Raw genomic sequence first — 12,202 nt, 5'->3', positions numbered from 1 at the left:
CATTGCGGCGTTAAGACGTTGCCGAATTGCAGCCCGGCCGAACCAAAACCACAAAGCGCTCCAACTTGACACTTCCAGCACCAACCAAAGGGAAAGTCCGGCCCGGCGAGATCGTGGCGGTGATCCGCCGCATCATCGCCGAGAACAGCCGCGATTACCGCTGGTACTATGTTCTTGCCGTGCTGTGCCTGGTGACGATCGCGGCGACGACCGCCTTCACCGCCTGGATCATGAAGGATGTCATCGACCAGATCTTCTACAAGCAGCGCAGCGATCTTATCGCGCTGATCAGCGTGTCGATTCTGGCCGCCTTCATGCTGCGCGGGCTGGCCAGCTACGGCCAGGCAGTGACGCTGGCCAAGATCGGCAACAATCTGGTGGCGCGCTATCAGCGCCGCATCTTCGACCACCTGATGAAGCTCGGCGTCAGTTTCTTCAACGACACCCGTTCGGGCCGGCTCGCCGCGCAGATCAACGAGAACGTCAACGGCATCCGCGATCTCCTGTCGATGACGCTGACATCGCTGGCACGCGATGCCGTATCGCTTGTCGCGCTGGTCGGCGTCATGATCTGGCAGGACCCGGTGCTCTCGGCGATGTCGCTGCTGATCGGGCCGCCTTTAATTTACAGTGTCACCTATCTGATGCGCCGGGTACGTCGCATCACTCGCGAATCGGTGCAGATCAACTCGCGGCTGATCGGCGCCATGCAGGAAGCGACGCAAGGCATCGCTATCGTCAAGGCCTTCACCCTGGAGGACGAGCTGTCGCGGCGCATCGGCGGCCTCGTCGCCGGCGCCGAGCAGCGGGCAAACAAGATCGCCCGCGTCTCGGAACGGCTGACGCCGATCTCCGAAATGCTGGCCGGCTTCGCCGTCGCCGGCGTCATCGCCTATTCCGGCTACCGGGCGACTGTCGGCGGCCAGCCGCCGGGCGCGGTGTTTGCCTTCATCACCGCCCTGCTGCTTGCCTATGACCCCGCCAGGCGGCTGGCGCGTATGCAGGTCGGCATGGAAAAGTCGCTGGTCAATGCGCGCATGATCTACGAGCTTCTCGACCTCGAGCCGCAGCAGGGTGACGTGCCGGGAGCCGCCGAGGCGAAATTCACCTCTGGCGAAGTGCGCTTCAACAATGTGTCCTTCCGCTATGTCGAAGAGGCGCCGGTCCTGCAGGATCTGAGCTTTGTCGCCGCTGCCGGCAAGGTGACCGCCATCGTCGGAGCTTCGGGCGCCGGCAAGACGACGCTGGTTGCGCTGCTGCAGCGCTTCTACGACGTCGAGTCGGGCAGCATCGATATCGATGGCCAGGACATTTCAAAGGTCACCAAGCATTCGCTGCGCGGCTCGATCGCCTATGTTTCGCAGCAGCCTTATCTGTTCGAAGGCACCATCCGCGACAACATCCGCTACGGACGTCTGAGCGCCACCGACGCCGAGATTGAACGCGCCGCCCAACAGGCCGCAGCCGACGATTTCATTCGCCAGCAGCCGCAAGGCTACGACACGCCCGTCGGCGAGAACGGCGTGACGCTGTCGGGCGGCCAGCGCCAGCGCGTATCGATTGCGGCGCCGATCCTGCTGCTCGACGAAGCCACCTCGGCGCTCGACAACGAGGCCGAGGCCCGCGTCCAGCAGGCGCTGACCCATGTCATGCAAGGGCGCACCACCATTGTCATCGCGCACCGGCTGTCGACGGTGGTCAATGCCGACCATATCATCGTGCTGGAGCAGGGCCGGCTGGTCGAACAGGGCACGCACGCCTCGCTGATGGCCGACCCGCACAGCGTCTATGCCCGGTTCCACCGGGTGCAAGGCAGGAAAGGGCTGGGGCTTGTCGATGACGGCAAGCCAATCCAGAGTGCGGCGCAAAATGTCCGCGCGAAAAAGGTGGTCGGGAGACATTCATGAGTGACATGCCGACCGCGAGTGAAATGGGCCTGGTGGTGGTCGGCGCGGCCGGCCGCATGGGCCAGGCGCTGATCCGCGCCATCTACACCATACCGGGCGCGCGCGTCGCCGGCGCCATCGCGCCGGCCGGATCGCCCCATATCGGCAAGGATGCCGGCGAGCTGGCCGGCGTCGGCCGGCTCGGCGTGGCGATCGGCGACGATCCGCTGCCGGCCTTCGCCAAGGCCGATGGCGTGCTTGATTTCACGAACCCGGCGGCGACCGTCGAATTCGCCGGCTACGCGGCGCAGGCGCGCATCGCCCACATCATCGGCACCACCGGCTGTTCGGCCGAGGACAATGCGAAGATCGCGGCGGCGGCGCGGCACGCGACGATCGTCAAGTCAGGCAATATGAGCCTCGGCGTCAATCTGCTGGCGGTGCTGGTGGAGCAGGCGGCGCGCGCGCTCGATGCCGACGATTTCGACATCGAGATCCTGGAAATGCATCACCGGCACAAGGTCGACGCGCCGTCGGGAACGGCGCTGCTGCTCGGCGAAGCCGCCGCTAATGGGCGCGGCATCGACCTTGACGGGAACAGCGTGCGGTCGCGCGACGGCCATACCGGCGTGCGCAAGGCAGGCTCGATCGGTTTCGCCAGCTTGCGCGGCGGCTCGGTGGTCGGCGACCACAGTGTGGTGTTGGCCGGTACCGGCGAGCGCATCACGCTCGCCCACCATGCCGAGGACCGGGCGATCTTTGCCCGCGGCGCAGTCAAGGCAGCCCTGTGGGCGCGCGGCCGCAAGCCGGGCCTCTATTCGATGCGGGACGTGCTCGGCCTGACAAGCTGATCCACAAAATTTGAAGGAGCAAATATGTCGAGAACTCTCGTGCTCGTGCGCCACGGCCAGAGCGAATGGAACCTGAAGAACCTTTTTACCGGCTGGCGCGACGTCGACCTGACCGAACTAGGCCATACCGAAGCCAAGGCGGCCGGCGCCAAGCTCAGGGCGCGCGGCATGAAATTCGACATCGCCTTTACGTCGTCGCTGATCCGGGCGCAGAAGACCTGCCAGCATATTCTTGACGCCGTCGGCCAGAGCGACCTCGAGACCATTCGCGACCAGGCGCTGAACGAGCGCGACTATGGCGATCTCTCCGGCCTCAACAAGGATGATGCGCGCAAAAAATGGGGCGAGGACCAGGTGCATATCTGGCGCCGCTCCTACGACGTGCCGCCGCCCGGCGGTGAAAGCCTGAAAGACACCGGCGCACGCGTCTGGCCCTATTACCTGCACGATCTGCAGCCGCATGTGCTGCGCGGCGGTACCGTGCTGGTGGCGGCGCACGGCAATTCGCTGCGCGCGCTGATCATGGCGCTGGACGGCAAGTCGGGCGAGGAGATCGTCAAGCTCGAGCTCGGCACCGGTGTGCCGATCATCTACACGCTCAACGCCGATTCCACGGTAGCGTCGAAGGAAGTGCTGGAGCACTGAGCCGGAGAAGGAACGCGGCTTTCAAAAAAGCGCGTTGACACTCATCCTTTGCCCGCTTAATGAGCGCGCACCAGCCCAGATGGCGGAATTGGTAGACGCGCACGGTTCAGGTCCGTGTTCCGCAAGGAGTGGAGGTTCGAGTCCTCTTCTGGGCACCAAATTCCCGTTTCGAACTTTTGATAAGGTTCAGAAACCCCAAGAAAAAGCCCCGGTTTTGCCGGGCCTTTTTCTTGGCCGGATGTCCTAGGCTGTACGCGTCGACAGCGCACCAGGATTTTCGCTCGAGAGCTTGCGACGACAACGATCCCCTCCTTTTCAGCCGCGAGCTCGGCAGCTGCCTTTTTTGGAAAGCGTGACGTTAACGTCGAAGCTCATGTCGGCTGGGCCGTTGCCGGCACGGCACCCGCCAACAATACAGATGCCGCAATCGTCATACCACCCTGCCTCGTTTCCATATCTCCTCCCGCGAGCCGACAAACAACATGAATCCGCCACAGGTGATCGCAGCGAAGACGGGCAGACCATGCGGTGAACTTTCCATCGCCATGCCGGCGATGAGCGGCCCCAGGAGCGCGCCGATACCCCAGGCGATGGAGAGCAACGCATAGATGCTGAGCAATTCTGCGTCCTTGTAAGCCTCGCCGAGCATGGCGACCGTAGTCGTATAGATGCCGACGAAGGCACCTCCCCACAGGAAAAGCAGGGAATAGGAAAACCACGGGTGCAAGAAGGCCAAGGGCGATGCAAGCGCCCCAAGCGCCGATATTGCCGCAAGGGCAATCAGCAGCCACCGGCGATCCATTCGGTCACCGAGCCAGCCGATGGGCAATTGCAGCAGGATCGAGCCGATAAGGAGCACGGTTAACAGGAGCGTCGCTGAATGCTCCGGCCATCCAAGGCGGATGGCATAGAGCGGCAATAGGCTGAGACCGGCCGCTTCCAATGCGGCGTTCAAGACTGAGGAAGCAACCGCCACTGGCGCTAGTTTGAGGTACCGAAACGGATTGCCGATATCCTCGCGCGCTGGCTTGGCTGCATCGGGCCTACCTACGATCAGGACCACGCAAGCGACAAGTGCTATTGCAGCGCCGACAATGAAAGCAAGAGACTCCTCACGTCCGACCAGGACCAGGATGGCAGGGCCAATTGCGGTGCCGCAGGAAAGAGCGGTCATATAGATTGCTATCATTCGTCCCCGGTTTCTCTCACCGGCAAGCTGGTTGAGCCACGTTTCGGAAACGACAAACAGCGTCTCTGACGCCGCTCCGAGAGCCGCACGCAAGGGAAACCAGACCCAAAGAAACGGTGCCAAGGGAAAAAAGACGAACAACCCGCCCGATGCTATTAGAGCTCCCTTCGCCAGCCGCACAAATCCAAGCTGCTGTGCAAGGCGGGGCAGGTAGGGGGCCGCCAGAAGTACACCGATGGCGTACATGGCACTGTTCGCCCCAATAAGGCTTTCGGAATAGCCCGCTTCCGCCAGCTCAAGTGCAATCAGCGGTGCGCTGAGGCCATAGGTCAGCCCGAAGATTGCGGCGGTCAGGATGACGACCGCTGACGTGCGCACAAGCCCGCTCATCATGCAGGCGCCCCGTCGCGCTCGGCCACATGGGCGAGCTTGCGGCCAGTGCTGAACGCGTCGGAGAGCTTGCTTCTCCAGCGCCGGTCGCTGTGCTCAACAACGCTGCGCAGGAGGCGCGTATAGTCCAGAACGAGCCCAGGGGTCCACGTCAAGGCCTCAGCCCGGCCGCGCACGAGCCGCAACAACCAGAATTGCGGGTTGCTGATGATCTTGAAGAGATCCCGCCAAACATGGCCGTTGTACGATGCGCCCTCCAGAGCCGCATCGAGTGCCTGGATAACGGTTGTCGAGCAGTTGCGGGCCGTGAGATTGTAGGTCTTGTCCTGAGAATATGCTTCCCAGAATATCCTCAGGGCTTGCGGATTGAACCTGTGGAACGTCACCTTCTGGTCCGGCTCACACCAGTCGGCCGATTCCTGTGCAAGGGACTCGTTGAACCGCCCAGCTACATCATTCTCATGTCCCGCCGAGAGAATGGCCCGGAAGTCGTCAGGGCTGTGGTCGATGTCGTCGAACGGATAGTGGCTGATGTAAAGGTCCGGTGGCATTTCCAGCGCGGAATGGCCCGTTGAGATCACGCCTTTCTTGTCGACTGCCGCGACATACCGGTCGATTAGAATCCTGCGCTCCGGGTCCTTTATCGAACCGACAGCCGTCCAGACATAGACATTGAGGACCTCGTCCGCCTTGGCCCAGACATCGCCGTTTGCGGGAATGACCGGGCGGGCCACGCGACCCTGCCAGTTTCGGGCCGCATAAAGCGGCAGGGAGGTGATCGAGCCGCCTTCCGGCAATTGCCGTAATGGCAGGGCCATCCGCACAAGTGCATAGCCGGATGTCAGCAGAAGGAGCGCAAAGCAAAATGGAACTGTCAGCTGGTGCGGGACCGGCCAGGACATCAAGATGCCGATGGCCAGGCTGATCTCGATCAGGCCGGCGATAATCCCCACCCGCCAGCGTGGGTTGTGGATCACCAAAGCGGAGCCGATCCGAAAGAGCCCGTCAACCAGGAAGGCAGTGCCGAACACGATTGCCGCGCCGATATTGTTGTCCCAGGGGACGTCGAAGACCAGAAACGCCGCGAACAGAAATGCGATGCCACGCAGCGTATCAATCCAATGCTGGCGAAGTCCGACGGATATGGCCGCGGCAATCTCGACCAGTCCCTCGACTACCAGGAATATGGCGAGCGTATCCAGCGCGACGGAGAGCGCGCCATCGCTCAGATCGAACAGGATGGCAACCCCGACAAGCATCCAGATGACGCCTGCCGCAGTCAGGAGCTGCCAGATGGGTTTCAGCGCACGCGCCCCAAGAAAAAGAAAGACCAGCCGGATCATGATGCTTTTCGGTAACTTGTGGCGCTACGGCGCCATCTGGTTGACGTTTCCGAATATTGGCCGCGGCTTCTCCGCGGTCCCGTCTTCGATCGGTTCCACAAGCTGAACCCATCAGATGTTTAATTACGGAAGCATCGCCGGTCCGTCCCTTCGATCCAGAAGCGATTGGAGGAGAGGCGCCGTTTCCTGACTGTCGCCGGTTCCTGGTCATGACTATCCGTCCGGGTTAGGCAGCGATCTGTCGTTGCGACAGCGCACGAGCGGAAGGATTTCGCCCGAGATTATTCTGGTGATCTTTTGCTGCTTGGCGTTGGTTACGACGGTCATGCACGCGCATCCGTAGCCGTGGCCGGAACCAGGCACATTGGTCTCGACGAATTGCCGCTCGTCAAAGGCCGGCACATTGTCGATGCCTTTGGGATCCGGTCGCCCCTGCATCTGGATCCACCAATCCCCGTCACTGTCGGTCAGGACGAGGTTGCCGGGTGTCGGGCTGGAGTACCAGCCACAACGGCGCTCGGCGTAGGCGGCGGCAGGCAAGGACATGATGGCCAGGCAGAAACAGGTAGCGAATAATGGGCGCATGAGAACCTTTACCTCCTTAAGTAAAGCAGGTCATGCCGCCGATAATCTGCGTTGACGCAGGTAACGAGGCGGCATGATTTTGTAGGCCTTATGGCCTCAACTTCGTGTCCACATTTTCTTCGATCAATCCGCAATGAAGCGTCACAGGCTTCCTTTGGACATCGCTTAGTGGACCGTCGATGAAATCGCAGCTGAGCAGATTGTCCGGACTGCTCTTGCGTGCGGATGCAACGTTGACGTTGACCTCGGGAGGGCCGGCAAGCCAGTCGAGACGCTTCGTGTCGACCTTTGTGCCGCCGATGTGGGCGTGGCCCGCTGTGCCCGCTATCTCGACCTCTTCGTCCTGCGGCGTGAGATCGATCTGGCCGACTTCGTTGGCGTGCTTCTCGGCACTCCGCTTCGGGTCACCGTAATAGGAGGCGAGGACAACGATCCCTTCCTTTTCAGTCGCGAGCTTGGCGGCTGCTTTTTTGGACAGCGTGACGTTGACGTCGAAGCCGAGGTCGCCCTGGGCTGTCGCTGGCACAGCACATGCCAACAGCGCAGATGCTGCAATCGTTACTGCGGGCAGTGATCTATAGCGTTTCACAATCCACCTCCTTTAGCCCCTCACGCAATGCCGATACCCCCGCATCCTTTCGTGTCTGGCTCCGGCATCACGCTCGCCGCCGGCTTCACCGTGAAACAACATTCAGACCAACGCGCGACAGTTGAGGATCTGCTGGAGGCAGATTCAAACGCTTCAATCTGTCGGCGGTTTCCTGTTCTATGTGCAGCCCCCAATCGGAAAAGAACCGGGTCAGGTCCTGATTTGCGACCGTACTGGCACGCAGGATAAAGGTTTGTACCTTGACCGCATCCTGCTTATTGGCATCGTCCAGTGGATGCTCGCGGTAATATCGGTGAAGCTTCGGATAGAAGTCCTCGCCGAGACCCCGGCGCAATTGATCGAACATGACCAGCCGCACCCAAAGCTCATCGTCGTCATCCGCGCTGGCACGCATTTGTTTTTCATTGTCGAAATCGCGCGTCTTCCGCGCCAGATATCGCGCCGCCAGATCCAGCGGCGTCTTGCCGGTAGAGTCATCGCGCTCTTTCAAACGGGACGGATGGCCAAAATGTGCCTGGGCATTGAGGGAATAGATATTGACCGTAGTTTCTACGATCTCGCCCCAGGTCCAATCCTCCTGCTGGTACATATGGCCGGTTTCATGCCAGATCGACCACGCTTGTCGCAGCTTATTCACGTCCAGCAAATCACCCATGTTGCTGCCGGGGACACCCATAAAATAGTTGCCTGCGTACATGTATATGCCGTCGTCGAAGACCTTCGCCGGTGTCACCGTGTCCTGCTGATAGTGCATGCGCAAACGGGATGCCCGATGAAGTTTGGAGGAACCGTCGAGACCGGATAGTGCATCGTACCAGCCTAGAATTTGCTCGAGGGTGTCGAGAATTTCCGCAGGGTCGCCCTGAGGCGCCCTCATATAGACTTTGCGGGTCGCGGTAATGGCAACACGCTCGCTTATCATCTCGACGAATGGCGCACCGGGCATGTCGGTGAGCATTTTACGCCAGTCTTCGAAGCTTGTTTTTCCCTTGACGTAGAGGGGGGTCGAACTGCCGCCGCGCACGATTGCCACGTCGATCGGAGGCAGAGCCGCACTGAAGCCGCTGTAGGCGTAGCGGAAATGGATCAGCCCGTCGCGCTTCGCCGTGAAGTCGGTGCGCCCTTCCTTGGCAATGACCAATTGCGGGTCATCCTGGGGTCTTTCGTCATAGAAGCTGTTCATCGGGCCGATCATGATCATCAAGCCGTCGGGGGAAGGCGGCAGGCCTTCGGCCGTAACCGATACTGCCTCTCCCTTTCTCACGAACACACCGCTTGGCTGATCGTCCATCAGCTTCGTGCGTCTCAGCCTATTGGCCTCGGGTGTGGCTGCAGGCATCGGAGCGAGGCGATAGCGCTCGTTCAGATTGTCGAATTCCGACACCGCTGCCGACGCCGCTGCCGGTCGGTCGCCATTGCCGGCCGGATAAAGCAACCACTGGGCGTTATCGTCCAGGCTGGCGTCATAGACGATGATCTGAGCGTCGTCCGCACGTTCATTGGCCCTGACGTTGAGCGTCGTGCCGCTGTCATCCAGCTCGATGCCATAGCTGTTCAGATGCGGCTTGAAGCGCCATGCCTGCCCCTCAGCGGACTGCTCGTCCTTGAGGACGACACTCGTATTCCCGTTTTCGTCTTCGTCGCCCCCAGCAAGATACGTTCCGTATCGTCGAGACCGGATCTGATAGGTTGCGCCGTTCGTTTCCCGGGTCGCCCTGGTGATGGTCCACAGCTGCGCGGGACCATCCTTGGGTTTGCGAGCGGACTGACCAAGCACGATCTCGCCATGCCTGCCTTCAAAGGCAGTGAGCGCTTTGTAGGAATGCTTCGCGACGATGTAATAGTCCCCTTCGGGGATCTCAGCGGCACTTGCGACCGTAACAACTGCCGCCAGCAACAGCCCAGCTATCAAGTGCACTGCAGATGCTATGAAGTTCTTCATCCCGACACCGTCGTGTCAATTCGCGGCCGGAACGGGACAACTCATCGGATCGCCCTGCTTGCCGCATTTCAGGTAACCCTCGAAGGCTTTGACCCGGGATTGCGCCAGGCTGTCCATGCACTGCGCGGTGAGCATCGGCATTACGCTTCCTCCGGCCGCTCCTGAAGTCTGGAAACTGCACTCGGCGTCGCGAAATTTGTCCCAATCCCGTTGAGCTTGGACAAGAAGCTTCCTGGTATCCGCATCGTCCTTCAGGCGGGCTTCGATCTGCTTGTAAAGCTCATTGAGCTTCTTGTCGGATTTCTTGAACGCCGCATCGGCGCACGCATTCAGCGAGGCCTGATCCTTGGCGGCGGCGTAGCACTTGTCCTGGGCAAAGGTGAACGTCGGCATGGCCAGAACCATGGCAGCAGTCAGAATTGCGGTTTTCATCGATTTCCCTTTCCTATTATCTGGTTTTCATTGGATCCGCTTTGCCACCTTCGGCGACCGTGACGCTGCCGACCTTTCCCGAACCGGTTAGCCTGCCGCCTTCCTTGACCGTGACTTTGCCGGAGACTTCCCCGTCAACGGCAAGGAGTCCCGAGACGGAAACGTCGCCGGTCAAGGACCCGGTCACGCGCAACTGCGCCCCTGACGCGACTTCCGTCACGCCTGAATAGGTGTTCTTGCCGCTCAGCGTCAGCTTGCCGCCGGCGACAACGAGGCCGCCGCTCATGCCGCCGGCGTCATCAAAGTCCGCTATGGTTCCATCAAATTGCCCGTTGGCTTCTGTCAGGATCAGTCTGCCCGCACCCAGATAGACCTCGCCTTTTCCGTTCAGGTTGCGAATGGCCGTACCGTTCAGGGAGTGCGCCACTCCCCAGGACTTCAGGTGGTTTCCTTTCTGGTCGAGGTTGAGCACACCGTCGACCGTGACGCGCGAGGAATGCTCGACGCTGCCCGGCCCGGCCAGAGTAAGGTACCCATCGGCCGCAATGTGGGTTGTGCCGGTGTAGGTGTTGGCCCCGGTCATGCGCACGTCCGCGTCCTTCTCGATCGTGAAGTCGCCGGCGCCGGAGATGATGCCGGCCAGTCCGAGCCATTCCATTTCGCTGGTCGCGCGATTCAGCTGCACTTGATCCTCGGCGGCCGTGTCTGTCGTAAAGTTAGCAGCGCTGACAAAATAGGGTGAATATGCGGTCGTCTTGTTTTCCAGATCATACATTACGGAATTGGACTGAAAGAAGGGCAGCCCGACAGTAACTCCATTGCCATCACCCTCATCGCTTTGGCGGAAAATGTCGACACCATCATATTCATGGTTATTGATACTATCATCGAATCCAAAAAACTTGATGTCGATTGACTCATCACTATTCTCACCAATATTAAGTCCTCTCGACCGAAGCTTATCTAAAATAGGTTTTGTCGTAACAAAAATAAAATTGTGCGTTCCTGTATCCAATAAAACAGGTCCGCTGAAATCAACCGATTGCTTCTTTCCCTTATGATCAAAAGAAATTGTATAACGGTAAGACCCTTCGAACTCATTGGATGCGTTCGCGCCTGATCGTGGAAATTTCCTCTGAGTGTCTTCGTAGTCCACCAGTTCGCCCCACGGAATTAGGGCCGTGAACTGAGACCTCAGACTGGGGGACAAATTCAGCGTCAGGCAGGGAGCGCAGCCCGGTATCGTCTTGTCTCCAAGATTTGCATTGGCAGAGACCACATAGCCGCTTTGTGTCTGACTGGCTGGAGCGGCGGTCTGGTCCCCCTTATTGATAAAATCGCCGGCTCCAAAGGTGCCGTAAAACGGCGGCGAATCACCGGGTTCGCCTTTCTGCATGCTCTCGCGCGCATTAAGATCCGCATAGACCGGTGTACCGCTGGGGTGGCCCACGGGCTTTTGCGTCACATTCGCATCCTCGAAGCCGCTGAAATCCTTGGTGTAGACGTAATCCAACACCCGAGCAGCGCCAAAGCCGCCGTCGAAGGTTACGATAGGCTCCGAGGGATGATCCGGATCGTAATAGGACAGGCTGTCGAACCGGACCTGTTGTACCCAATCGCCATAGGTGCCGTCTCCATAGGCGTATATTTTGGGCTTGCTGCCGGGCATCGGCTTTACGCCAGGGACACTCGAATCGATCTCCGCGTTGAACTGATCCGACCCGGTGTCGAAATTGTACAGACGAGGCTTGGCACCATTGATGCCCACCATGATCCCGAGTCTGAACGAGTCGAATCCATCACTGTCGGTTCCGAAGTGCCTCCTAACATGTTGCAATGGAATGGGTATCGGGTCGGCAGCCTGGGCAAGGCCGGTCTGGCCGTTCTCCTGGGCCACGGGAGGTACGGCAGGTGATGTGTTCGCTGCCGGAACGGGGCAGCTCGCATCGCCTTCCCTGCATTTCAGGTAATCCTCGAAATCTTTGACCCGGGATTGCGTCAGGCCGTCCATGCACTGCGCGATGAGCGTTGGTATCATGCTTCCTCCGGCCGCTCCCGCGGTCTGAAAACTGCACTCCGCGTCGCGAAATTTGACCCAATCGCGCTGTGCCTGAACAAGAAGCGTCTTGGTATCCGCGTCGTCGTTCAGGCGGGCTTCGATCTGCTGGTAAAGCTCGTTGAGCTTCTTGTCGGACTTCCTGGACGCGGCATCGGCGCACTCGTTCGGGGCGGACTGATCCTTGGCGGCGTCGTTGCACTTGTCCTGGGCAGATGCGAAAGCCGGCATGGCCAGAACCATGGCAGTGGTCAGCATCGCGGTTTTCATCGG

Annotated in this window: 10 protein-coding genes and 1 tRNA gene; 4 read left to right on the top strand and 7 right to left on the bottom strand. The window is 60.1% G+C overall.

Features of this window, described 5'->3' with window-relative positions; translation table 11 throughout:
* The first annotated feature begins 65 nt into the window (after nucleotides 1-65).
* From NKH91_RS28385 to NKH91_RS28370, 4 genes are all read left to right on the top strand, one after another.
* Complete coding sequence (locus NKH91_RS28385; protein ID WP_352885421.1) at nucleotides 66-1,907, top strand: ABC transporter ATP-binding protein; 1,842 nt, start codon at nucleotides 66-68, stop codon at nucleotides 1,905-1,907.
* A gap of 5 nt (nucleotides 1,908-1,912) precedes the next feature.
* On the top strand, nucleotides 1,913-2,737 hold the full coding sequence (gene dapB / locus NKH91_RS28380) for a 4-hydroxy-tetrahydrodipicolinate reductase (protein WP_352789161.1): 825 nt from the start codon (nucleotides 1,913-1,915) through the stop codon (nucleotides 2,735-2,737).
* 24 nt (nucleotides 2,738-2,761) lie between these two features.
* Complete coding sequence (locus NKH91_RS28375) at nucleotides 2,762-3,382, top strand: 2,3-bisphosphoglycerate-dependent phosphoglycerate mutase (RefSeq protein WP_352845473.1); 621 nt, start codon at nucleotides 2,762-2,764, stop codon at nucleotides 3,380-3,382.
* 73 nt (nucleotides 3,383-3,455) lie between these two features.
* Nucleotides 3,456-3,540: transfer RNA gene (locus tag NKH91_RS28370), tRNA-Leu, on the top strand.
* Nucleotides 3,541-3,812: 272 nt separating this feature from the next.
* Here NKH91_RS28370 and NKH91_RS28365 read toward each other — a convergent pair.
* From NKH91_RS28365 to NKH91_RS28335, 7 genes are all read right to left on the bottom strand, one after another.
* The gene (locus tag NKH91_RS28365) at nucleotides 3,813-4,961 is read right to left on the bottom strand and encodes an MFS transporter (RefSeq protein ID WP_352951025.1); all 1,149 of its coding nucleotides are present in this window, start codon (nucleotides 4,959-4,961) and stop codon (nucleotides 3,813-3,815) included.
* On the bottom strand, nucleotides 4,961-6,304 hold the full coding sequence (locus NKH91_RS28360) for an HdeD family acid-resistance protein (RefSeq protein WP_352548655.1): 1,344 nt from the start codon (nucleotides 6,302-6,304) through the stop codon (nucleotides 4,961-4,963). The genes NKH91_RS28365 and NKH91_RS28360 overlap by 1 nt, the downstream gene beginning before the upstream one ends.
* Nucleotides 6,305-6,517: 213 nt before the next feature.
* Entirely contained in the window at nucleotides 6,518-6,889 is a 372-nt protein-coding gene (locus NKH91_RS28355; RefSeq protein WP_352495429.1) for a DUF4087 domain-containing protein, read from the bottom strand.
* A gap of 88 nt (nucleotides 6,890-6,977) precedes the next feature.
* Nucleotides 6,978-7,415 carry a hypothetical protein gene (locus tag NKH91_RS28350; RefSeq protein WP_352481358.1) on the bottom strand — a complete coding sequence of 146 codons (438 nt, stop codon included), beginning with the start codon at nucleotides 7,413-7,415 and terminating at the stop codon, nucleotides 6,978-6,980.
* 148 nt (nucleotides 7,416-7,563) lie between these two features.
* Entirely contained in the window at nucleotides 7,564-9,441 is a 1,878-nt protein-coding gene (locus NKH91_RS28345; protein WP_352845466.1) for a M60 family metallopeptidase, read from the bottom strand.
* Nucleotides 9,442-9,456: 15 nt separating this feature from the next.
* Complete coding sequence (locus NKH91_RS28340) at nucleotides 9,457-9,873, bottom strand: lysozyme inhibitor LprI family protein (RefSeq protein ID WP_352717238.1); 417 nt, start codon at nucleotides 9,871-9,873, stop codon at nucleotides 9,457-9,459.
* A 16-nt stretch (nucleotides 9,874-9,889) separates the two neighbouring features.
* On the bottom strand, nucleotides 9,890-12,199 hold the full coding sequence (locus tag NKH91_RS28335; protein ID WP_352845464.1) for a lysozyme inhibitor LprI family protein: 2,310 nt from the start codon (nucleotides 12,197-12,199) through the stop codon (nucleotides 9,890-9,892).
* Between the last annotated feature and the right edge of the window lie 3 nt (nucleotides 12,200-12,202).

It is taken from the genome of Mesorhizobium sp. M0894, assembly GCF_040319725.1.
In the GTDB taxonomy this organism is placed as follows: domain Bacteria; phylum Pseudomonadota; class Alphaproteobacteria; order Rhizobiales; family Rhizobiaceae; genus Mesorhizobium.
This window is presented reverse-complemented; position numbering and strand designations above follow the sequence as displayed.

Coding starts and splice junctions, on each gene's coding strand:
- dapB (WP_352789161.1), top strand. CDS start 1,913: ATGCCGACCGCGAGTGAAATGGGCCTGGTGGTGGTCGGCGCGGCCGGC.
- NKH91_RS28375 (WP_352845473.1), top strand. CDS start 2,762: ATGTCGAGAACTCTCGTGCTCGTGCGCCACGGCCAGAGCGAATGGAAC.
- NKH91_RS28365 (WP_352951025.1), bottom strand. CDS start 4,961: ATGAGCGGGCTTGTGCGCACGTCAGCGGTCGTCATCCTGACCGCCGCA.
- NKH91_RS28360 (WP_352548655.1), bottom strand. CDS start 6,304: ATGATCCGGCTGGTCTTTCTTTTTCTTGGGGCGCGTGCGCTGAAACCC.
- NKH91_RS28355 (WP_352495429.1), bottom strand. CDS start 6,889: ATGCGCCCATTATTCGCTACCTGTTTCTGCCTGGCCATCATGTCCTTG.
- NKH91_RS28345 (WP_352845466.1), bottom strand. CDS start 9,441: ATGAAGAACTTCATAGCATCTGCAGTGCACTTGATAGCTGGGCTGTTG.
- NKH91_RS28340 (WP_352717238.1), bottom strand. CDS start 9,873: ATGAAAACCGCAATTCTGACTGCTGCCATGGTTCTGGCCATGCCGACG.
- NKH91_RS28335 (WP_352845464.1), bottom strand. CDS start 12,199: ATGAAAACCGCGATGCTGACCACTGCCATGGTTCTGGCCATGCCGGCT.